This is a genomic window from Roseicyclus sp., assembly GCF_018402035.1.
GTDB lineage: Bacteria > Pseudomonadota > Alphaproteobacteria > Rhodobacterales > Rhodobacteraceae > Roseicyclus.
The window spans coordinates 106,577-126,984 of sequence record NZ_JAGYJN010000006.1 but is presented as its reverse complement, the minus strand read 5'-3'; the positions used below and the strand labels follow the sequence as shown (position 1 = coordinate 126,984).

Sequence of the window (20,408 nt, the reverse complement as noted above, 5' to 3'; positions counted from 1 at the left end):
GCCCCCAGCACGCCTGCGCTGACGCGCCTGATCTGGCCGTTGCGTTTAACGCGCGCGGCCATGATGGCCGAGCGTGCGACGCGCGCCTTTTGGCCGGTCTGGACCATCGCCATGGTGGTGTTGGCGCTGTTTGCCTTTGGCTTTGCCGCTTTTGTCCCGCCGCTCGCGGTGCTGATCACATTGGGTGTGATCGGCATGGCGCTTGCGGCGATGATCGCGCGCGGGATCACGCGCTTTGCCATGCCCAGCCGTGCCGAGGCTTTGGCCCGGCTTGATGCGACGTTACCGGGGCGGCCGATCTCGGCCTTGCTTGACCAGCCCGCCATCGGCAGTGATGATCCCGGCGCACAGGCCGTTTGGGCCGCGCATCTGCGCCAAATGGCGGCCCGCACCCAAGATGCCCGCGCGCCCGAGCCTGATCTGCGCCTATCGCGCCAAGACCCTTTCGCGCTGCGCTACATCGCGGCCACCGCCTTTGTCATGGCGCTGGCCTTTGGCACGCTGGGCCGCGTCACCGATCTTGGTGAGACAGTCGGTATTGGCCCCGGCGCAGCCGCCGCCTCCGGCCCCTCATGGGAGGCATGGATCGAGCCGCCGCTTTATACCGGCCTGCCATCGCTTTATCTCAACGAGATCTTGGCCGACCGCTTCGAGGTGCCGCAAGGCGCGCGCATGACCTTTCGCACCTATGGTGAGCCGGGCAGCATCGGCATTGTGACGACGATCGGGGATCTTCCTACCGAACCCGCCGATCCGGCCGTGCAAAGCATCGTGATCGAACGCGCGGGCGATTTCACCGTCACCGGCCCGATGGGCCGAAGCTGGGCAATCTCGGTGCTGGCCGATCACCCCCCCATGATCGCGCTTGAGGGGGAGTTGCTGGGCGAGCCGCCCGGGCAGATGCAACTGAGTTTTACCGCGCAAGATGACTATGGGGTGCAATCGGGAACCGCCCATATCCGCCTCGACCCGGCCCGCGCTGACCGCCGCTTTGGCCTCGCCACCGCCCCCGAGCTGCGCGAGGCGTTGGTGCTTGATCTGCCCATGCCGTTTCGCGGCGAGCGCACCGATTTTGCCGAGGTCTTGGTCGAAGACCTGTCACAGCATCCTTTCGCCAATCTCCCCGTCTCGCTGGTGCTGACCGTGACGGATGCGGCGGGCCAGATCGGCACTGTCAGCTATGACATCCCCCGCCTTCCGGGGCGGCGGTTCTTCGATCCCTTGGCCAATGCGCTGATCGAGATGCGCCGCGATATTCTGTGGTCGCGCGAGAATGCCACCCGCGCTGCGCAACTCTTGCGCGCGATGACATGGAGCCCCGAGGCAGGTCTTGACGAAGGTGTCTATCTGCAAATCCGCAGCGCGATCCGGCGGTTGGAAAGCGCGGTCGATACGCTTTCACCCGAGACCCGCGATCAAGTGGCCGAGATCTTGTGGAATGCCGCGATGACCCTTGAGATCGGCGATTTGGATGACGCGCTGGAACGGCTGCGCCAAGCCCAAGAACGCCTGTCCGAGGCGATGCGCCAAGGTGCCAGCGACGCCGAGATTGCCCAACTGATGCAAGAGCTGCGCGAGGCGATGGATGACTACATGCAGCAACTCGCCGAGAATGCCGAACCCGGCGAGGATCGCCCCGATCAAGATGGCGAGCGCATGGAAATGTCGATGGCCGACCTCGAGGAAATGATGCGCCAGATCGAAGAGCTGATGCAGCAAGGCCGCATGGCCGAGGCGCAAGCGATGCTCGATGCGCTGCAACAGATGCTTGAGAATATGCAAGTGACCCAAGGCGGCGAAGGTGGCGATGGCCCTCGCAGCCCCGGCCAGCAAGCGATGGAAGGTCTGCAAGACACGCTGCGCGATCAGCAAGACCTCGCTGATGATGCATTCCGCGAATTGCAAGATCGGCTGAACCCCGACCGCCCGCAACAAGGCCAGCAGCAAGGCCAGCAACAGGGCCAGCAGCAAGGTCAACAACCCGGACAGCAGCAGGGCCAGGGTCAAGGTGAAAACGCCCAACCCCAAGGTGAGGGTGAAGGCGGCGAGAACGGCGAAGGCATGAGCTTGGCCGAACGCCAAGAAGCGCTGCGCCGCCTGCTCGAGGACCAGCAAGGCCGCCTGCCCGGCGCAGGGACCGATGCGGGCGATGAGGCGCTGCGCCAACTCGACCGGGCGGGCCGCGCGATGGAAGAGGCCGAGGGGCGGCTCGAGAACGACGATATCGCGGGCGCACTCGACAGCCAATCCGAAGCACTCGAGGCACTGCGCGAAGGCATGACCGAACTGGGCCGCGCCTTGGCCGAAGCGCAGGCAGGGCAAGACCCCGGCCAAGGCCAAGCCGAGGGCAACATGGCCCCCAACCGCCAATTGCAAGACCCGCTGGGCCGCCAAGCTGGCAATTCCGGCAGCTTCGGCAGCGACGAGGCGATGGCAGATCGCCAAGAAGCGTTCCGCCGCTCACGCGAACTGCTTGATGAACTGCGCCGCCGCTCGGCCGAACAGGACCGGCCCGAGGTCGAACGCGATTACCTGCGCCGCTTGCTAGATCAATTCTGATCCAGCGCGGCGCTTGGGGCATGGCTATTGCGTGGCGTTAGCCAAGCTTTGGACCAGATCATCCAACCAAAAACGCACGCCATTCACCGTGAGAACATAGCCCTCGATCGCCTCTGCCAGCGCGGGTATTTGCACCGCCATTGCATCGGCATTGGCATAAAGCATGGCCGCCCCCACCGCAGCGCCAACGGCAATGAAAAACCCAATGCGCAGGCCGCGACGGCGACGCGGGATTGTGTCGAGCGTGTCGATATCGCTTGCATCTGCCTCACGCGCAGAACGGTCCGCACTGTCGCGCAGTGTTGAATTGATCTGTTCGATGTCGGGGAAAAGATCGCGCGCTGCAACGCCACGGCCCAATGCGGGGTCACGCGCATCAAAGGCATCGACCGCCGCGTCAAGCTCGGGGCGCATGCGCGATGTCGCCTGTGCCGCGTCATCAGGCACCAAGGCCATCTCGGATTGGCTTTGCACAAGATCCGCCTCGGCTTGGCGCAGACGGGCCTCGCGCGCGGCCTCTTCGCGCAAGATCTCACGGATCGCGGGGTCAATCTCTTGACGGGTTAGTGCGGCTTGCGGATCAGGCGGCTGGGGCGCAGTCGCAGGGTTCTCCACCGCGGGCGCGTCGGGCAATTCGACGACTTCGGGTGCGTCTGTGACGTCTTGCGCAGGTGGTGGCGGCGGCGGGGGTGGTGGTGGCGCGTCTTCATCCCTCGGCTGCGCATCATTGGGCCGACCGGGTTGGAACCATGTCGTGGTGCAATTGGAACATTGCACATCGCGCCCCTCGGGGGGATCATGCTATCGGCAACCTCGTACCGGGCGCCACAATTCGGACAGGTCAGCCGCATTTACCGTTTCCGCTTACCCTATTCTCGCGGCGCACAACGCATTAGGGCGCCGCGCCGCCTGTCATTGCCCTCGCTTGTAGCAGCGCCCCCATTGTATTCCAAGGGCATGGGTGGCCCGCCGATTGCAACCTGCGCGCATCCGTTGCATGACGGGCGCGGTAGTTGTGCTGGTCCAAGGAGTGTGCTTTCGTGATCGACATGCAGGATGCCGCCTATGGCTACGGAGCCGACCCGATCCTGTCGGATATGACACTACGCCTTGCGCCGGGATCATTTCATTTCCTGACGGGTCCATCAGGATCAGGAAAACGACATTTCTCAAGCTGTGCTATGGTGAGCTTATCGCCACACAAGGCCGCGTGAGCGTTTTCGGCCAAGATACCGCGGCGCTCGACCGTGACAGGATCGCGCGCAGCCGCCAAAGGATCGGCGTGGTCAATCAAGATTGCGAGTTTCTCGATCACCTGCCCATCGCCGAGAACATTGCCCTGCCATTGACCGTGTCGGGCCGCGACGCGGTGAAAAACGCGTCAAATCTGCGCGAACTGATCGCTTGGGTCGGCCTGAGCGCGCGCGCATCGGCCCGCCCGGCCGAATTATCAGGCGGTGAGCGCCAGCGCGCCGCATTGGCCCGCGCGATCATGATGGACCCAGAGCTGATCTTGGCCGATGAGCCAACGGGCAATGTCGATTGGGAGATGTCGCTCAGACTGTTGACCTTGCTGTGCGAGTTGAACCGCTTGGGCAAAACCATCGTGATCGCGACCCATGATCTTGCGCTCATTCGCGCGGCCAAAGCACAGGTGCAAGCCCGCGTGCTCCGCATCGCCGATGGCAAGCTCAGCGCTGCGGGGACGAACCTATGAACATCATGACAATGCTCCGTGGCGATGTGCAGGCCGACCGGATCGTACCGCGCACAGGCCAGACCGCGCGCCTGACCTTGGCGGTATCAGCCGCCATGGCCTTTCTGGCCGTCTTTGCCTTGGCCTTGTCGCTTGCCGCCGGGCGGCTGGCCGATCGCTGGTCAGCCGCCTTGGCGCAAAGTGCGACCATCCGCCTATCGGCCCCCGATGACCAGATCGAGATCCAGACCCGCGCCGTTCTGACAGCGCTTGGCCAGACACCTGGCGTCGCCGCCGCGCGCGCTGTCAGATGATGAACAGCGCGCCTTGCTTGAACCATGGTTCGGCCCTGATCTGCCCCTTGGCGATCTCCCCGTGCCGCGCCTGATCGAGATCATCGAGGATGACGCAGGCTTTGACGCGGCTGGGCTGCGCCAGCGCCTCGCCGCCGAAGCCCCCGGCGCTGTGCTCGATGATCACACCAGATGGCGCCGTCCCTTGGTTGCCGCCGCTGATCGTTTGCGATTGCTGGGCTGGATATCCTTGAGCTTGATCCTTGGCGCGACGGCGGCGATGATCACCTTGGCCGCGCAAGCGGCGCTCGCCTCGAATGTGCAGGTTTTGCGCGTAATGCGCCTTGTTGGCGCACAAGACAGTTATATCGCACGCGCCTTCGTGCGGCGGTTCACCCACCGCGCCTTGACCGGGGCGGGGCTTGGCGCGGCGTTTGGCATGCTGGCCATTGCGCTCTTGCCGCGCGCGGCACAAGAAGGGGCCTTTCTCACTGGCCTTGGCTTTCAAGGCGCAGGGTGGCTTTGGCCACTGACCATCCCCCCACTGGCCGCGGTCACGGCCTTTTGGGCAACGCGTATCGCGGCCCTCCGCACCCTGAAGGGATTGAGATGATCCAATTGCTGCGCTCCGTGGCTTTCATCATTCAGATGTATGTCGCCATGCTGATCATTTCTGTGGCCTATTTCCCTTGGGCTGTCATCTCAGCTGCAGGGGCGCATGCGGCCTGCCATGCCTATTGCCGCTGGGTGATCTGGACGCTTGGCTGGATGACCGGCTTGCGCTGCGAAGTGCGCGGCACACCACCCACCGATGATGTGATGATTGCGGCCAAACATCAAAGCTTTCTGGATATCTTGATGATCTACAACGCCGTGCCGCGCGGCAAGTTCATCATGAAGCGCGAATTGCTCTTTGCGCCCTTCGTGGGCCAATACGGGCTGCGCATCGGCTGCGTCCCGGTCAATCGCGGCAAGCGCGGCGCAGCGATTGCCGAAGATGCTATCGGATGTGAAATCCGGCAAGCGTCAGGGTGGCCAGTTGATCATCTATCCCCAAGGCACCCGCGTGCCCCCGGCGTGCCGCGCCCCTACAAGGTTGGCACCGGCGCGCTTTACGAACAATTGGGCCAGCCCTGCGTGCCGGTCGCGGCCAATGTCGGCGTCTTCTGGCCACGCCACAGCCTGTTGCGCAAACCGGGTCTGGCCGTGGTCGAGTTCCTCCCAAGGATCGCCCCCGGCATGCAGCGCGACGCGTTCATGCGCAAACTCGAAGATGATGTCGAAACCGCATCCAACCGCCTGATGGCCGAGGCGGGCTTTCATGCGGATCATTGAGAATATCGTCATGCTCGCGGCGCGCGATGATCGCCCTGGCGCCTTGTCGCTTGCCAAAGCGTTCATGTGCACCGGCCCTTGGTCGGAAATGCAGCCCGCATCGTTGTTGCGCAGATCGGGCCATGATGTCGACACGCGGGTCAATGACCTGATCGATCCCGCCCATGCGTCCAAGCGGATGTGCTAGGCGATGCTCTCCTATCAACACGCCTATCACGCGGGCAATCTGGCTGATGTGCATAAGCATGCGCTCCTGTCCTGCACGCTCGACTACCTCACGCGCAAGGATAAGGCGCTGAGCTATTTCGAAACCCATGCAGGGCGCGGCCTTTACCATCTCGACGGGGTTGAGGCGCGCAAAACCGGCGAGGCCGCCCAAGGCATAGGGCGGGTGGCCGATTGGTTCGCCCCCGATCACCCCTATGCCCGCGCCCGTGCCATCGTGGCCACTGAACACGGGGCAGCATCTTATCCCGGCTCGCCGCTCATCGCCGCTGCACTTCTGCGCGGCTTCGACAATATGACGCTAGCCGAACTCCACCCCGCCGAGGTCGCGGCACTGCGCCAAGCTATGCCGCAGCGCTATCTCCAAGTGCTGCAAGAAGACGGCCTCGCCATGGCGCTCTCGCGCACCCCGCCCGAGCCGCGGCGCGGCGTCATGCTGATTGACCCCAGCTACGAGGTCAAAACCGATTACGACCGCATCCCCGACCTTATCGCCAAATTGCACCGCAAATGGAATGTCGGCGTGGTGATGCTGTGGTATCCGGTGCTGGCCAACCAAGCCCACTCACAGATGGCCCAAACCCTGCGCATGAGCTATTCCGAGGCGCTCAGCCACGAGGTCCGCTTCCCCCCCGCCCGCCCCGGCCATGGCATGATCGGATCGGGCATCTTCGTGCTCAACCCACCCTTTGGCCTGCAAGACGAGGCAACCCGCCTAACCGCCCTCTACGCGGCGCTTTAGCTTCTTCGTTTCATAAATATCCTCGGGGGAGCGCGAGGGGGCAGACAGCCCCCTCGCACCTTTCCTTCCGCGCGGTCTGCGCGCGAGTGGGGCAGACAGCCCCCTCGCACCTTTCCTTCCGCGCGGGACACGCGCAACAGAACCCTCGCGCCTCAGACAGACGCCCAGCGCCGCAACAGACACATCTGCGACATGATCGCGCCCATAGGCCACGATCCCGATAGAGCGGATACTCTCGGGCCTGATCGCCCCTGCCATTATCCGCCCCGAGGCCGTGAAATCAGCCAAAGGCAGCGTCACCTCGGCCCATTCTGGCCCTGTCTCGAAAACCCTGTTGGTAATACTGCCAAGGCAAAAGCGTGCGGGTGGTCCGCAGGTGCACGAAATACCGCTCACCATTGCCCTTGACCCGCAAGCGCAGGGCGGTGGCATCGGTGGGCAATCCGGACGGCATCTCGGTACGGGCTTGAATGAACCCACCGCGATTGGCGGTCGAGACTGTCCCGCTTAGGCGCAGGACACCTGCCTCCATCCGCGCGCCACCTTGGCTGACACCGCCCATGACCGTATCGGCCAAATAGGTCCAATCCAGATCGCTGGCCGGTGTCATGGCGAGATCCTCCTGCCCTGCGCTGAGCTTGGTGGCGAAAAACACAGCCGCCCCAAGAACCGCGCGGCGGGTGATCACGCGGCCAGCCCCTTGGAACCCATATCGAGGTATTTGCGCCGCCGCCCAGCGATCAACGCCTTGCGATCAATCGCGCTTAATTGCTCCAACATCTGCGCAATCGCGGCCCCGACAGCATCGATGGTCGCGGCCTTGTCACGCTGCGCGCCGCCCAAGGGTTCCTTGATCACCTGATCGCAAACGCCCAGCTTGTTCAAATCCTGCGCAGTCAAGCGCAGCGCCTCGGCCGCCTCGCGCATTTTGTCGGCGTCTTTCCACAAGATCGAGGCACAGCCCTCGGGGCTGATCACCGAATAGATCGCATGCTCCAGCATCGCCAGACGATCCGCCGTGGCAAAGGCGACAGCACCGCCCGATCCACCCTCACCGATGATGATGGAGATCAAGGGCACACCGATTTGCAGACATTTCTCGGTCGAACGCGCGATCGCCTCGGATTGGCCGCGCTCTTCTGCGCCCTTGCCGGGATAGGCACCGGGTGTGTCGACCAGCGTGATCACCGGCAGGTTGAAGCGGTCGGCCATATCCATCAGGCGCACCGCCTTGCGATACCCCTCGGGACGGGCCATGCCGAAATTACGTTCGATGCGCGTTTTGGTGTCATGGCCCTTTTCATGGCCGATCACCACGACCGGGCGATCTTGAAACCGCGCAAGCCCGCCCATCACCGCGTGATCATCAGCAAAATTCCGATCACCGGCAAGCGGCGTGTATTCGGTAAACAGCGCGCTGATATAATCGCGGCAATGCGGGCGGTCGGGGTGGCGAGCCACTTGGCATTTGCGCCAAGGCGAGAGCGATTTGTAGAGATCGCGCAGCATATCGGCGGCCTTGCGGTCAAGCGCTGCCGCCTCGGCCTCGACATCCATGCCTTCGCTCTGGCGGGCCAGCGCGCGCAACTCCTCGGCCTTGCCTTCGATCTCGGCAAGCGGTTTTTCGAAGTCGAGATAGGTCGTCATGCGCCTTACACCCCATCACAATGGCCTTGCGCGTATATGGCGGGCCAAGGCGTGAGATGCAACTATGGCTGCGCCAGATCACCCCGCCGCGATCATCTCGGCCTGTTTCACGATCACCTCGGCCTGTTTGATCGAGGCGATATCAACCAGCCGCCCCTTATAGACCGTGGCGCCCTGCCCCGATGCCTTGGCAGCCTCCATCGCGGCGAGAATTTCGCGCGCCTCCGTCACGGCGGCCTCTGACGGGGTGAAAACCTCGTTGGCCAGCGCCACCTGCTTGGGGTGGATCGCCCATTTGCCAACCATGCCCAGCGTGGCCGAGCGGCGCGCTTGGGCGCGGTAGCCCTCATCATCGGAAAAATCGCCAAATGGCCCATCGACGGGCAGCACACCATGGGTGCGGCAGGCCGCGACGATGGCGGTTTGCGCCCAGTGCCACGGGTCGGAATAATGCCGCGCACCGTCATGGAGCATGTAATAATTCTCCTGCGTCCCGCCGATGCCGGTGGTCTGCATCCCCATCGAGGCCGCGAAATCGGCGGCACCCAGGCTCATCGCCTGCAAGCGCGGCGAGGCGGCGGCGATCTCGTGCACATGGGCAATGCCTGCGGCCGATTCGATGATTACCTCGAAGGCGATGCGCTTGCTGCGCCCCTTGGCCGCCTCGACCGCAGTCACCAGCGCATCGACGGCATAAAGATCGGCCGCACAACCCACCTTGGGGATCATGATCTGGTCAAGCCGGTCACCCGCCTGTTCCAACAGGTCCACGACATCGCGATACCACCATGGCGTGTCCAGCCCGTTGATCCGCACGCTCAGCGTCTTGGTGCCCCAATCGATGTCACCGATGGCTTGGATGATATTCGCGCGCGCGGTGGGTTTGTCGTCAGGCGCGACCGAATCCTCAAGATCGAGGTTGATCACATCCGCCGCACTGGCCGCCATCTTCTCAAACAGCGCTGTGCGCGAGCCGGGGCCGAACAATTGGCAACGATTCGGGCGGGCGACAGGCTGGGGCTGAAGGCGGAAGCTCATGGCAATATTCCTTGCGCAAGGATGTTTCGTCTATCTCGCCGCATGCGATAGGATATTGCGTTGCGGCATGCAAGTGCTGCAGTGCAGCGCGACCGATTTGGGCTGGCGCGGATGCGCCCTCAGGCGCACCCGCGCTTTACTGCAGATCACCAAACGCCGCTTGCATCCGCGCCACCGCATCCACGATCACACTGCGCGGGGCGGCAATGTTGAAGCGCAAATAGCTGTCGCCGCCCAAACCAAAGCTCGGCCCGTAATTGACCGCGATCTTGGCGCCTTTCTCTACCCGCGCCGTAAACTCCGCGCGGCTCATGCCCGTGCCTGAAAAATCGACCCAAGCCAGATATGTCGATTGCAACGCCATTGACCGAAGACCGGGGATTGCATTGATCCCCTCGTCAAAAATCCGCGCATTCTCGGCAATATAGGCGCGGACCTGATCGACCCATGCCGCACCCTCGGGCGAGTAGGCGGCTGTGACCATGTAAAGGCCAAAGGAATTCGGCGACAGGCCCATGGCCGCCATCCGCGTCGCGAATTTTGCACGAAGCGCGGGATCATGGATGATCACATTGCCCACATGCGCGCCCGCAATGTTGAAGGTCTTGGTTGCCGCCGTCATCATCACCAGACGCTCCGCAATGCCATCGATCAGCGCCATGGGAATATGCGCCTGTCCGGGCAAGATCAGATCATGATGGATCTCGTCCGAGACCAGGATCAGATCATGGCGCTTTGCAAACGCGGCAATCCCCTCAAGCTCTGCTCGCGTCCAGACACGCCCGCCGGGATTATGGGGCGAGCAAAGCACCAGCATGCTCTCATGCCCCTTCATCTGCGCATCCCATGCGTCGAAATCGAGGGTATATTGCCCATCGACCACAGGCATTTCGCATTCCACCACCTCGCGCCCCGCCGCGCGGATCACGCGGGCAAAGGCGTGATAGACGGGCGTGAACAACACAACTCCATCGCCCGGCTTGGTGAAGGCATCGACGCACATGGCCGTGCCATTGACCAAGCCATGCGTGGTGAAAATCGCCGCCGGATCGACGCGCCAGCCGTGGCGGTGTTCCATCCACCAGCAAATCGCCTCCAGATAGGCGCGATCATCACCGAAATAGCCATAGACGCCGTGATCGGCCACCGCTTGCAGCGCGTCTTGCACGCAAGCCGGGGGGCGAAACTCCATATCGGCCACCCACATGGCGATCCCCTCATCAGGGCTAACGCCGTAGAGCGTCTCCATCATGTCCCATTTCACGCAATGCGTGCCGCGGCGGTCGATAATCTCGTCAAAGGACATGGGGAATGGCTCCGTCAGATTTGCACTAAGCCACGCTACCCCAGCAGGCGGCAGGTGCAAGCCCATGGTCGCGCTTATTGCGGCGCGCGCCCGCTTGACCTAAATGAACGCCCATGAAGCGCCCGATCCTGATCCATCCCGACCCGCGGCTGAAAAAGCTTGCCCCGCCCATCACCGACCTGTCGGATGATTTGCGCCTGCTTGCCGATGATATGTTAGAAACGATGTATGCCGCGCCGGGTATCGGGCTGGCCGCACCCCAGATCGGCGTCGACACACGGCTGATCGTGATGGATTGCGTCAAGGCCGAAGGGCCGCGCCGCGCCCCTTGGCCATGTTCAACCCCGAGATCATCGCCGAAAGCGACGACGCGCAGCATTTACGAGGAAGGCTGTCTGTCGATCCCCGATATCTATGCCGATGTCGAACGCCCGGCCGAGGTGACGGTGCGCTGGATCGATCCAAACGGCACCGAAAAGCAAGAAACCTTCGATGGTCTTTGGGCCACCTGCCTGCAGCATGAGATCGATCATCTGAACGGCATCATGTTTATCGATTACCTCACCCCCCTTCGCCGCCAGCTGATCACCCGCAAGATGGTCAAGCTCAAGAAGGACCGCGCGCGGGAAAAGGCGTGAGCGGCACAAAGCGCCCCTTCGTGATGTGGCCCGACAAGCGGCTTAGGACGCCGGCGGTGGATGTGGGCGAGATCACCGATGAAATCCGCGTGATCTGGAACGACATGATCGAAACGATGGAGGCGATGCCGGGCGTGGGCCTTGCCGCGCCGCAGATCGGCGTGATGCTGCGTCTGGCCGTGGTCGATGCCAGCGACACACGCGGCCAAGCTATCCGCATGGCCAACCCCGAGATCATCACCGCATCCGAGGCGATGAACGACCATGAAGAAGCCAGCCCTAACCTGCCCGGTGTCTGGGCATCGGTGACGCGGCCAGCCAATGTGACCGTGGACTTTACCGATCACCACGGGCTTCGGGTCCGTCAAGATTTCACCGGGCTTTGGGCCACCTCGGTGCAGCACCAGATCGACCATCTGGCGGGACGGATGTATTTTGACCGCCTCTCGCGGACCAAGCGCGAGATGCTGCTCAAACGGGCCAGAAAAGGGGCGCGGTGATGCGGATCGTTTTTATGGGCACGCCGGCGTTTTCGGTCACGGTGCTTGAGGCGCTGGTGCAAGCGGGCCATGAGATCGCTTGCGTCTATACCCAGCCACCCCGCCCGGCTGGCCGCGGTCAGGCCGAACGCCCCACACCCGTTCATACCCGCGCTGCGGCGATGAGGGTGCCGGTTCGGCATCCGAAAAGCCTCCGCACCCCCGAGGTGCAGGCGGAATTCGCAGCACTCGATGCCGATGTGGCCGTCGTCGTGGCCTATGGGCTGATCTTGCCGCAAGCGGTGCTCGATGCGCCGCGCCGGGGCTGTCTCAACATCCATGCAAGCCTTTTGCCGCGCTGGCGCGGGGCCGCGCCCATCCAGCGCGCGATTATGGCCGGTGACGCGGAAACCGGCGTCTGCATCATGCAAATGGAGGCCGGATTAGATACCGGCCCCGTGCTGCTCTGCCGCGCTATTCCCATCGGCGAGACGGAAACCGCCAGCGCGTTGCACGACCGGCTGGCGTGCTTGGGTGCCGAGGCGATTGTCACCGCGCTGGCCGATCTGGATAGGCTGACACCGCAGCCCCAACCCGCTGAAGGCGTCACCTATGCCGCCAAGATCGACAAATCCGAGGCACAGGTCGATTGGACACGCCCAGCCATCGAAATTGACCGCCAGATCCGTGGCCTCTCGCCCTTTCCCGGCGCTTGGACCATGATCGCGGGCAAGCGGGTCAAGCTGATCGGCTGCCAGTTGGCCAATGGCACAGGCGCGCCCGGAACGGTGCTAAAGGGTTTGACGATCGCCTGCGCCACAGGCGCGGTCGAAATCACCGCGCTTCAGCCCGAGGGCAAGCCAAGGATGTCGGCCGACGACTATTTACGGGCGCGCGTATCGCGCCGGGTTTTGTAATGGGGGTATGAGCCATGGTGTTGTTTTCGTTTTTCGGCTCTTTGATGATCGCGGGCGTGGTGGCGGTTGTGTTCGAGAAATGGGGCTGGAGCCATAATGGCATCTTACCTTCGGTGCTGATCACCTTTGGGGCGGTTCTGGTGCTGTTTTTTATCCGGTCGCTCTTTGGGCTGAGCTTTGGATCACCGGGGATCGATGCGATCATCGGATCGGCGGCAGCCTTGATCCTTATCCCTACAGAATACGCCTATCAGCGGCGACAAAAGAACAGACGTCGCTGAAAATTAGCTGATCTTGCGGCGCGAGACCGGGCCGACATTGGGCCGCTTTGCCGCTTCGGCATCGGGCATGGCTTCGATCACCACATAGGCCTGCGCCCAAGGGTGGTCATCGGTCAGGCTGACATGGATGATGGCGGTATAGCCATCTGGCGTCATCTGATCGAGCCGTTCCTTGGCCCAGCCCGTCACCTTCATGATCGGCTGGCCCGATGGCAGGTTCGACACCGCCATATCTTTCCACGCGATCCCCATCCGCAACCCGGTGCCTAGCGCCTTGGAGCACGCCTCCTTGGCGGCCCAGCGCTTTGCATAGACAGCGGCGGGTTCCTTCATCCGCTCGGCGCGGTTTTGTTCGGTCACGGTAAAGACACGCTCGCGAAAGCGGTCACCAAAGCGATCAAGCGCGCGCTGGATGCGTTCGATATTCGCCAAATCGGTGCCAATGCCGAGGATCATTGCAAAACCCCTCGGCCGGGCCGACGCGGCACGACAACAGACCGCCTGTCCATGGCGCAAGCCAAACAGGCGGCCGCCCGCGACAGGACAGCGAAAATCTGGTGCACGAAACCCTCCGGGTCTGACGGCGGTTTGAACAGTTTCTAGCTTCGCCCATTCGGCGCGATTGCGCAATGGCCGCACGTTTAGCGCCGTGCGGCATCCATATGGCTGCGCATCTCGGAAATCGCGGTAGAAAGGCCCACAAACACCGCCTCACCGATGAGGAAATGGCCGATATTCAGCTCGACCACCTCGGGGATGGCGGCGATGGGGGCGACATTGGCGTAGCTCAACCCATGGCCCATATGCACCTCAAGGCCCAGATCGGCGGCCTGTTTGGCACCTGCGATCAACCGGGCAAGTTCGGCGTCGCGGGCCGCAAAATCACCCTCGGCATCAAAATCGCAATAAGCACCTGTGTGCAGCTCGATCACAGGCGCGCCAATGCGCGCGGCGGCGTCGATCTGTGCGGGGTCGGCCGCGATGAACAGCGACACCCGGCACCCTGCGTCGCGCAAGGGCGCGATATAGTCACCCATCCAATTGGCGTTTCCCGCAACCTCTAGCCCGCCCTCGGTGGTGCGCTCTTCGCGGCGTTCGGGCACGATGCAGGCGGCATGGGGCCGATGGGTCAGCGCGATCTTTTGCATCTCAGGGGTCGCTGCCATCTCGAAATTCAGCGGGATGGTGATTGCATCCATAATCGCGCCGATATCGGCGTCGCGGATATGGCGGCGATCTTCGCGCAGATGCGCGGTGATGCCATCGGCACCGGCGGCCTGCGCCATCACGGCGGCGCGCACCGGATCGGGCATGGCCCCCCCCCGCGCGTTGCGCAATGTCGCGACATGATCGATATTCACACCAAGCCTGAGGCGCTGTGCCATTCCCGTCATCCTCTTGATGCCCAAAGGGCGATCTAGTGTTTTGCCGCCGCTGCGCCAGCTTGATCGCGGAGCTTTTGCATCTTCTTTTGCAACCGCGCCGTACGCCGCTTTTGATAAGCGCGGATCACCGGCACGCTGATGTAATAGCAAATCACGCCACAGATCACGCCGGGGATGATCGCGCCGATCATCCAAGGGAAAAACACATCGTCATAGAACCGATGCAAATCGCCCCAATGGGCGCGTTCATCGGTAAACATCGCCTTGAAATTATGCCATAAATCGCCAGCAGCAGCAGCGAATTTGGAAAAGATGGAATCATCCACCTCGCCGCGCATATCTGTACCAAGCATCCAGTGGCCGATTTGCAGCGAAATGATCGCGATCGGCACATAGGTCAGCGGATTGCCCAAGAATGTGGCGAGCAATGCCGCAAGGATTGAGCCGTGCATCATCCGCGCCAGCGCGGCGGCGACAAAGAAATGCAGGCCAAAGAATGGTGTAAAGATGGTGAAAGCCCCAGCAAACACGCCACGCGCAATCTGCTCGGGCGTGCCGGGCAGGCGATGCATGCGGTGGCGAACATATTGAAAGCCGCGCATCCAGCCGCCACGCGGCCAGAACGCTTCACCGACGATCCGCAGGATCGATCTTGGATCGCGGCGCTTGAATACCACGACGAGCCTGCCCTTCCGTTACGGCCCGCATCGCACCTCATGGTGCAACCGCGAACCCGTCTTCCTCTGGCCGATCAGGGGCGCCGGTCGAGGTTCCGGGACCGCTGCAGACTGGCCACATCGCTATCCAATTCAACTGCCATCATTACCGCATGCAGATGCTCTGCGTTGCGCACATCGACATCAATCAACAAGCGGAAATAATCCAGTTTCCGATCAATGAAGTTCAGGTCCGAGATATTGGCGTTCTGCTCACCAATCAATGTGCAGATGCGTCCAAGCACCCCTTTTTGGTTCGAAATCGTGACATCAATGGTCACGTTGTGAATTGGGGCATGACGCCCTTCTGTCCAGTGCAGATCGATCCAACGCTCGGGGCTATCGTCGAAATCAGCCAGCGCAGGGCAGTCGATGGCATGCACGATGGGACCGCGCCCCAGATAGGTGATGCCCACGATCCGCTCGCCCGGCACGGGTTGGCAGCATTGCGCGCGGCGCGTCTCGGCGCCTGCGGGAAGGCCGATGACCGCGCGGCGCACCTCGACCGCGTTGGTCTCGGTTTGCCCCGCGAGTTCGGGATAAATCCGCGCCACGACCGAACGCGCCGAAAGCTCGGCCGAGCCGATCCGCGCCAGCATCTCGGCCCCGCTTTTCAGCCCAATGGCGCGCGCCGCCGTCTCAAGCGCCTTGTCTGTCGCCTTCTTGCCCACCTGCTCAAAGGCCACCCGCGCCAATTCGCGGCCCAGCTTGATAAAGCGCTCGCGGTCTTCCTCGCGCAGCATGCGCCGGATCGCGGCCTTGGCGCGGCCCGTGACAACGATGTCGATCCAGCTGGCCTGCGGGGTCTGTCCCTCGGCGGTGATGATCTCGATGGATTGGCCGTTCTTAAGCCTTGTCCAAAGCGGCACGCGCAGCCCGTCAACCTTGGCCCCCACGCAAGAATGACCAATGCGGGTATGGATCGTATAGGCGAAATCGATCGGCGTGGCCCCTTTGGGCAATTGCACCACATCGCCCTTGGGCGTGAAGCAAAACACCTGATCGGAATACATCTCAAGCTTCACATGCTCGAGAAACTCATCGCCATCCTCAGCCGCCTCAAAGCGCTCGGTCAGCCCTTCAAGCCATTTGGCCGGATCGACCGCAAAAGGGTTCTCCGAGCGCACACCATCACGATAGGACCAATGCGCCGCGACGCCGGATTCGGCCACATCATGCATCTGGCGTGTGCGGATCTGCACCTCGACCCGTTTGCCGTCGCGCCCCGACACGGTGGTATGGATCGAGCGGTAGCCGTTGGATTTGGGCTGGCTGATGTAATCCTTGAACCGCCCCGGCACGGCGCGCCAACGCTGGTGGATCGCGCCCAAGACGCGGTAGCAATCATCCTCGGTCGCGGTCAGCACGCGAAAGCCGTAGATGTCGGACAGCCGCGAAAAGGCCAGATCCTTTTCTTGCATCTTGCGCCAGATCGAGAAGGGCTTTTTCGCACGGCCAAATACATCGGCCTTGACGCCGTGGCGCTCTAGCACGGCCTCGATATCGTCGGTGATGCGCGGGATCGCGTCGCCGGTTTCCTTTTGCAGCGTCAAGAAACGACGCATGATGGAATTGCGCGCCTCGCTGTTGAGCACCCGGAACGACAGATCCTCCAACTCTTCGCGCATCCATTGCATACCCATGCGGCCCGCAAGCGGTGCATAGATATCCATCGTTTCATGCGCCTTCTTGGCCTGCTTTTCGGGCTTCATGTGGCGGATCGTGCGCATATTATGCAGCCGGTCGGCCAGCTTGACCAAGATCACCCGCAGGTCTTTGGACATCGCCATCAACAGCTTGCGGAAATTCTCAGCCTGTTTTGCCTCGCGGCTGGACAGCTCGAGGTTGGTCAGCTTGGTGACCCCATCCACCAATTCGGCCACATCGGCACCGAACAGCTTGGCAATCTCAGTATAGGTGCCCTTTGTATCCTCGATCGTGTCATGCAACAGCGCGGTCGCAATGGTCGCATCATCAAGCCGCTGCTCGGTCAAAATAGCGGCGACAGCCACGGGATGGGTGAAATACGGCTCACCCGAATGGCGCGCTTGCCCTTCATGCATGCGCTGCGCATAGGCATAGGCGCCCCGGAGGAGCGCCTCATTCGTCTTGGGGTTGTAGTTTCGAACCAGTGAGATCAGGTCGTCGGCGTCTAGCATGCCCTATCCAACCTGTCTGCGCATGGCCCTTAGCGCTGGCCTTGCGCTTCCATGAGCGCGCGCAGCATTTGCTCTTCGCTCATATCGTCATGTGACGGGCGGTCTGCGTCGACACCTTGCAGCAGCGCCATGGCGTCATCTTCAGGCTCATCAACCTCGATCTGGGTTTGCAGGCTTTCGATCAGACGCTCGCGCAGATCATCGGCACCTTGTGTTTCATCCGCGATCTCGCGCAGTGCCACGACCGGGTTCTTGTCATTGTCACGATCAACGGTCAGCATCGACCCTGCGGTGATCTCGCGCGCGCGGTGGGCTGCAAGCATGACAAGCTCGAACCGGTTCGGAACCTTATCGACGCAATCTTCTACGGTGACGCGGGCCATAAGCGAGGCTCCTCCAGATTCTGCACAGGGGCATCAGAAAGGCACGATCTAAGCCCGGGCGGCGCAAATGACAAGCCCGAACCGCGCAAGCGGCTTGTTCAGGCGTTGCTGTCCAACGCGACCACACTGGCACGCTCGGCTGCGGGGCGGGCGGCCAACATCTGCGCCACGCTCAACCCTGTCAGCGGATGGCACCAATCGGGCGCAACATCAGCCAAAGGCACAAGGACAAAGCTACGTTCGGCCATACGCGGATGGGGCAAGATCAATTGATCGAGCGTTTGATGGGCGGCATGTTCCACCGACAGATCGGCCCAGCCTTGCTGGGTTTGGGCATCGGGCCAAACCTCGTTTCCCAGCGCGATCAGATCGATATCCATCACCCGCGCCTCCCACCGCGTGCGGCGGGTGCGGCCCAGCGCGGCCTCGATCTCGTGCAAGATCGCCAACAACGCGGCGGCGCTGCCATGCCACGCGACGGCCGCCGCTGCATTGACGAAATCAGGCCCCGACCCCTCTGGAAAAGCCGGTGTGCGGTAAAGCCGGCTCATCTCAAGCGGCGCGGCCAAACGCGCGCCAAGCATGCTGGCCGCGGTTTGCAAGATCTCTTGCGGAAGCTGGCCAGAATGCGCAAGATTGCCTCCGAAAGCCAACAATGCCCGCGCTGCGGTGCGTTTTTCAACGGATCCAATCAAAAGCCAATTACTCCCAAGCATTCATCTGAGGGTTGCACGCGCCACACGCGTGACAGAACCCAAAGCCCGATTTTCAAAATACATTCATCAAGGAAGAGTGATTATGTTTTACCGTGACGAGCGTCTCGCATTATTCATCGATGGCGCCAACCTTTATGCCGCCGCCAAGGCACTTGGCTTTGACATGGACTACAAGCGCCTGCGCAGCGAGTTCATGCAACGCGGCAAGCTGTTGCGCGCATTTTATTACACGGCCTTGTTGGAAAACGACGATTTTTCGCCAATCCGGCCGCTTGTCGATTGGCTGAACTACAATGGGTTCACCATTGTGACCAAACCCGCCAAGGAATTCACCGACAGCCAAGGCCGACGCAAGATCAAGGGCAATATGGATATCGAACTGGCCGTCGACGCAATGGAGACGGCCGAACATGTCGATCATATCGTGCTGTTCTCGGGCGATGGCGATTTCCGCTCCTTGGTCGAGGCGTTGCAGCGCAAAGGGTGCCGGGTGTCGGTCGTGTCCACGATTCGCTCGCACCCGCCGATGATCTCGGATGACTTGCGCCGTCAGGCCGATAATTTCATCGAACTCGATGAACTGCGCGATGTCATCGGCCGCCCCCCGCGTGAACCGCGCGAGGACCGCAATCGCAGCGGCGATGACGAGCAAGATTAATCACCCGACGCGGCGAAAAACCGAAATCTGAAAAGCCTGTGTGTTTGCACTTGGCGTGTGGTGGGCGTGCATCTGCGACGCGACAAGGGCAAATGCGCCCGGCGCCTGCGCGTCCAGCATGGCCGCCAATGTCGCGGGGTCATAGCGCTGAACCGGAAGGCCGGAACAGCGCTCCGGCCCGTCAAGGGCAAAGCTCATGATCACCGCGTGGCCACCGATCTGCAAGGCGGCGGCCATCACCGCCACATAAGCGGCGCGTTGATCGGGATCGGTCAGAAAATGAAACGCCGCACGATCATGCCATAGGGCGTAAAGCCCCGGATCAGGGGTCCAGCGCGTTACATCGGCCACGATCCAATCAACCGATTGCGCTTTGTCGCCGAGCCGCGCACGGCTGACATCCAATCCCGCTTGCGACAGGTCCAGACAGTGAAGCCGCTGATAGCCCCGCGTGATCAGCAGATCGACCAAGCGCGACGCACCCGCACCGATGTCGATCACATGCGCATCGGGCTTTGCATATGCGCTGATCAAGCTTGCCGAGATTTCTGGCATCTCCTCGAACCAAGTCAGCTCAGCCTCGTCTCGGTTGCCATAAACTTGATCCCAATGCGCCTTGGCGGTCGTATCCATCGCTCACTCCATCGCAGCGCGGGCGTTGATATCGTTGTGAATGGCGATCACCTCGGCAGGCCAGGTTGATTTGATAAAGCTCAGCACCGCGATGATCTCTGCCTCGGTCAGAATATCAGCATACCCCATCATGTCGCTTTCATAGCCGCGCCCAACGATCGCCGCCGTGCCGCGGGTGACGATATCGATCAAAAGCTTGTCGGGATGATGCCAAGTATGCCCGCTTTGGTCATGGGGCGGGGCGGGAAGCCGACCATTCTCCATCCGGATTTGCCAATCTTGCTGCCCCTCCAGCGCGCCACCATGGCGCGCGGCACAGGTATCGGCATAAATCGCGGCCCCCGCTACAACCACATCACGATCTTGCCAAAGCAGGATTTGACCCGTCGGAATCGTCGCGCGCGCCAGAGAAGGTGGAAAGACCGCCGCACCCAGCGCGATGGTCATGCAAAGCCCCGTCACAATTCCAAGCACGCGCATCGACAACCTCCCAACAGATCCGAGCTTGGTGACATTTGCATGCTTCCCCCTACAGGAAGGCAAGCCCAAAGGCTGGACGCAAGCACAGGAAACACTTACCTCTGGTTGCATAACGACACATG

The 20,408-nt window shown here is 62.1% G+C and carries 21 protein-coding genes and 3 pseudogenes; 11 read left to right on the top strand and 13 right to left on the bottom strand.

What is annotated here, in order from left to right; genetic code table 11:
* The first annotated feature begins 18 nt into the window (after positions 1 to 18).
* Positions 19 to 2,559 carry a DUF4175 domain-containing protein gene (locus tag KG698_RS11260; protein ID WP_367114084.1) on the top strand — a complete coding sequence of 847 codons (2,541 nt, stop codon included), beginning with the start codon at positions 19 to 21 and terminating at the stop codon, positions 2,557 to 2,559.
* A 24-nt stretch (positions 2,560 to 2,583) separates the two neighbouring features.
* On the opposite strand, the gene KG698_RS11255 is transcribed toward KG698_RS11260, so the two are convergent.
* Positions 2,584 to 3,336, bottom strand: a complete 753-nt coding sequence (locus tag KG698_RS11255; RefSeq protein ID WP_300983667.1) for a hypothetical protein — start codon at positions 3,334 to 3,336, stop codon at positions 2,584 to 2,586.
* Positions 3,337 to 3,599: 263 nt separating this feature from the next.
* Between KG698_RS11255 and KG698_RS11245 the strand changes: the two are divergent.
* The 5 genes and pseudogenes from KG698_RS11245 (at position 3,600) to rlmJ (ending at position 6,850) form a co-directional block, all read left to right on the top strand.
* Positions 3,600 to 4,276, top strand: a pseudogene (locus tag KG698_RS11245) (cell division ATP-binding protein FtsE).
* Positions 4,273 to 5,161: pseudogene (locus KG698_RS11240) on the top strand (cell division protein FtsX). The pseudogenes KG698_RS11245 and KG698_RS11240 overlap by 4 nt, the downstream one beginning before the upstream one ends.
* Positions 5,158 to 5,883, top strand: a pseudogene (locus KG698_RS11235) (lysophospholipid acyltransferase family protein). The pseudogenes KG698_RS11240 and KG698_RS11235 overlap by 4 nt, the downstream one beginning before the upstream one ends.
* Entirely contained in the window at positions 5,870 to 6,070 is a 201-nt protein-coding gene (locus KG698_RS11230) for a hypothetical protein (RefSeq protein ID WP_213685665.1), read from the top strand. The pseudogene KG698_RS11235 and the gene KG698_RS11230 overlap by 14 nt, the downstream one beginning before the upstream one ends.
* 3 nt (positions 6,071 to 6,073) lie before the next feature.
* Positions 6,074 to 6,850: a 23S rRNA (adenine(2030)-N(6))-methyltransferase RlmJ gene (rlmJ, locus tag KG698_RS11225; RefSeq protein WP_213685664.1), complete on the top strand. Its 777-nt coding sequence runs from the start codon at positions 6,074 to 6,076 to the stop codon at positions 6,848 to 6,850.
* 280 nt (positions 6,851 to 7,130) lie between these two features.
* On the opposite strand, the gene KG698_RS11220 is transcribed toward rlmJ, so the two are convergent.
* From KG698_RS11220 to KG698_RS11205, 4 genes are all read right to left on the bottom strand, one after another.
* Positions 7,131 to 7,538, bottom strand: coding sequence for a CIA30 family protein (locus tag KG698_RS11220; protein ID WP_213685663.1), 408 nt, complete (start codon positions 7,536 to 7,538; stop codon positions 7,131 to 7,133).
* Positions 7,535 to 8,497, bottom strand: a complete 963-nt coding sequence (locus tag KG698_RS11215) for an acetyl-CoA carboxylase carboxyltransferase subunit alpha (protein WP_213685662.1) — start codon at positions 8,495 to 8,497, stop codon at positions 7,535 to 7,537. Before KG698_RS11215 ends, KG698_RS11220 begins: the two co-directional genes overlap by 4 nt.
* 78 nt (positions 8,498 to 8,575) lie before the next feature.
* Complete coding sequence (locus KG698_RS11210) at positions 8,576 to 9,535, bottom strand: L-malyl-CoA/beta-methylmalyl-CoA lyase (RefSeq protein ID WP_213685661.1); 960 nt, start codon at positions 9,533 to 9,535, stop codon at positions 8,576 to 8,578.
* A gap of 136 nt (positions 9,536 to 9,671) precedes the next feature.
* Positions 9,672 to 10,841 (bottom strand): MalY/PatB family protein, encoded by a 1,170-nt coding sequence (locus KG698_RS11205; protein WP_213685660.1) that lies wholly within the window; start codon positions 10,839 to 10,841, stop codon positions 9,672 to 9,674.
* Between the two features lie 113 nt (positions 10,842 to 10,954).
* On the opposite strand from KG698_RS11205, the gene def (KG698_RS11200) reads away from it, so the two are divergent.
* The 4 genes from def (KG698_RS11200) to KG698_RS11185 are packed head-to-tail and all read left to right on the top strand — an operon-like array spanning position 10,955 to position 13,156.
* Positions 10,955 to 11,479 carry a peptide deformylase gene (def, locus tag KG698_RS11200; protein WP_213685659.1) on the top strand — a complete coding sequence of 175 codons (525 nt, stop codon included), beginning with the start codon at positions 10,955 to 10,957 and terminating at the stop codon, positions 11,477 to 11,479.
* Between the two features lie 23 nt (positions 11,480 to 11,502).
* Positions 11,503 to 11,979 (top strand): peptide deformylase, encoded by a 477-nt coding sequence (gene def / locus KG698_RS11195; RefSeq protein ID WP_213685739.1) that lies wholly within the window; start codon positions 11,503 to 11,505, stop codon positions 11,977 to 11,979.
* Positions 11,979 to 12,875, top strand: coding sequence for a methionyl-tRNA formyltransferase (gene fmt / locus KG698_RS11190; RefSeq protein WP_213685658.1), 897 nt, complete (start codon positions 11,979 to 11,981; stop codon positions 12,873 to 12,875). The genes def (KG698_RS11195) and fmt overlap by 1 nt, the downstream gene beginning before the upstream one ends.
* Before the next feature lie 14 nt (positions 12,876 to 12,889).
* A complete protein-coding gene (locus tag KG698_RS11185) occupies positions 12,890 to 13,156 on the top strand; it encodes a hypothetical protein (protein WP_213685657.1) in 267 nt (88 codons plus the stop codon).
* A gap of 3 nt (positions 13,157 to 13,159) precedes the next feature.
* Here KG698_RS11185 and acpS read toward each other — a convergent pair whose 3' ends face one another.
* The 6 genes from acpS to folK form a co-directional block, all read right to left on the bottom strand.
* A complete protein-coding gene (acpS, locus tag KG698_RS11180) occupies positions 13,160 to 13,612 on the bottom strand; it encodes a holo-ACP synthase (RefSeq protein WP_213685656.1) in 453 nt (150 codons plus the stop codon).
* 185 nt (positions 13,613 to 13,797) lie between these two features.
* The gene (locus tag KG698_RS11175; protein ID WP_213685655.1) at positions 13,798 to 14,541 is read right to left on the bottom strand and encodes a pyridoxine 5'-phosphate synthase; all 744 of its coding nucleotides are present in this window, start codon (positions 14,539 to 14,541) and stop codon (positions 13,798 to 13,800) included.
* 32 nt (positions 14,542 to 14,573) lie between these two features.
* Positions 14,574 to 15,218: a DUF2062 domain-containing protein gene (locus tag KG698_RS11170; protein ID WP_213685654.1), complete on the bottom strand. Its 645-nt coding sequence runs from the start codon at positions 15,216 to 15,218 to the stop codon at positions 14,574 to 14,576.
* Positions 15,219 to 15,292: 74 nt separating this feature from the next.
* The gene (locus KG698_RS11165) at positions 15,293 to 17,416 is read right to left on the bottom strand and encodes a bifunctional (p)ppGpp synthetase/guanosine-3',5'-bis(diphosphate) 3'-pyrophosphohydrolase (protein ID WP_213685653.1); all 2,124 of its coding nucleotides are present in this window, start codon (positions 17,414 to 17,416) and stop codon (positions 15,293 to 15,295) included.
* 29 nt (positions 17,417 to 17,445) lie between these two features.
* On the bottom strand, positions 17,446 to 17,799 hold the full coding sequence (rpoZ, locus tag KG698_RS11160; RefSeq protein WP_213685652.1) for a DNA-directed RNA polymerase subunit omega: 354 nt from the start codon (positions 17,797 to 17,799) through the stop codon (positions 17,446 to 17,448).
* Positions 17,800 to 17,897: 98 nt separating this feature from the next.
* Positions 17,898 to 18,452, bottom strand: a complete 555-nt coding sequence (gene folK / locus KG698_RS11155; RefSeq protein ID WP_300983656.1) for a 2-amino-4-hydroxy-6-hydroxymethyldihydropteridine diphosphokinase — start codon at positions 18,450 to 18,452, stop codon at positions 17,898 to 17,900.
* 145 nt (positions 18,453 to 18,597) lie between these two features.
* Here folK and KG698_RS11150 point away from each other — a divergent pair, with 145 nt between their 5' ends.
* Positions 18,598 to 19,173, top strand: coding sequence for an NYN domain-containing protein (locus KG698_RS11150; RefSeq protein ID WP_213685650.1), 576 nt, complete (start codon positions 18,598 to 18,600; stop codon positions 19,171 to 19,173).
* Here KG698_RS11150 and KG698_RS11145 read toward each other — a convergent pair whose 3' ends face one another.
* A complete protein-coding gene (locus KG698_RS11145) occupies positions 19,174 to 19,806 on the bottom strand; it encodes a trans-aconitate 2-methyltransferase (RefSeq protein ID WP_213685649.1) in 633 nt (210 codons plus the stop codon).
* Positions 19,807 to 19,809: 3 nt separating this feature from the next.
* Positions 19,810 to 20,286, bottom strand: a complete 477-nt coding sequence (locus KG698_RS11140; protein ID WP_213685648.1) for a cytochrome c — start codon at positions 20,284 to 20,286, stop codon at positions 19,810 to 19,812.
* Between the last annotated feature and the right edge of the window lie 122 nt (positions 20,287 to 20,408).

Bases quoted from the DNA above. Each gene is read 5' to 3' on its own strand.
- fmt (WP_213685658.1), top strand. From the start codon at position 11,979: ATGCGGATCGTTTTTATGGGCACGCCGGCGTTTTCGGTCACGGTGCTT.
- KG698_RS11230 (WP_213685665.1), top strand. From the start codon at position 5,870: ATGCGGATCATTGAGAATATCGTCATGCTCGCGGCGCGCGATGATCGC.
- rlmJ (WP_213685664.1), top strand. From the start codon at position 6,074: ATGCTCTCCTATCAACACGCCTATCACGCGGGCAATCTGGCTGATGTG.
- KG698_RS11185 (WP_213685657.1), top strand. From the start codon at position 12,890: ATGGTGTTGTTTTCGTTTTTCGGCTCTTTGATGATCGCGGGCGTGGTG.
- acpS (WP_213685656.1), bottom strand. From the start codon at position 13,612: ATGATCCTCGGCATTGGCACCGATTTGGCGAATATCGAACGCATCCAG.
- KG698_RS11175 (WP_213685655.1), bottom strand. From the start codon at position 14,541: ATGGCACAGCGCCTCAGGCTTGGTGTGAATATCGATCATGTCGCGACA.
- KG698_RS11210 (WP_213685661.1), bottom strand. From the start codon at position 9,535: ATGAGCTTCCGCCTTCAGCCCCAGCCTGTCGCCCGCCCGAATCGTTGC.
- KG698_RS11145 (WP_213685649.1), bottom strand. From the start codon at position 19,806: ATGGATACGACCGCCAAGGCGCATTGGGATCAAGTTTATGGCAACCGA.
- KG698_RS11205 (WP_213685660.1), bottom strand. From the start codon at position 10,841: ATGTCCTTTGACGAGATTATCGACCGCCGCGGCACGCATTGCGTGAAA.
- def (WP_213685659.1), top strand. From the start codon at position 10,955: ATGAAGCGCCCGATCCTGATCCATCCCGACCCGCGGCTGAAAAAGCTT.
- rpoZ (WP_213685652.1), bottom strand. From the start codon at position 17,799: ATGGCCCGCGTCACCGTAGAAGATTGCGTCGATAAGGTTCCGAACCGG.
- KG698_RS11215 (WP_213685662.1), bottom strand. From the start codon at position 8,497: ATGACGACCTATCTCGACTTCGAAAAACCGCTTGCCGAGATCGAAGGC.
- def (WP_213685739.1), top strand. From the start codon at position 11,503: ATGTGGCCCGACAAGCGGCTTAGGACGCCGGCGGTGGATGTGGGCGAG.
- KG698_RS11165 (WP_213685653.1), bottom strand. From the start codon at position 17,416: ATGCTAGACGCCGACGACCTGATCTCACTGGTTCGAAACTACAACCCC.
- KG698_RS11140 (WP_213685648.1), bottom strand. From the start codon at position 20,286: ATGCGCGTGCTTGGAATTGTGACGGGGCTTTGCATGACCATCGCGCTG.
- KG698_RS11150 (WP_213685650.1), top strand. From the start codon at position 18,598: ATGTTTTACCGTGACGAGCGTCTCGCATTATTCATCGATGGCGCCAAC.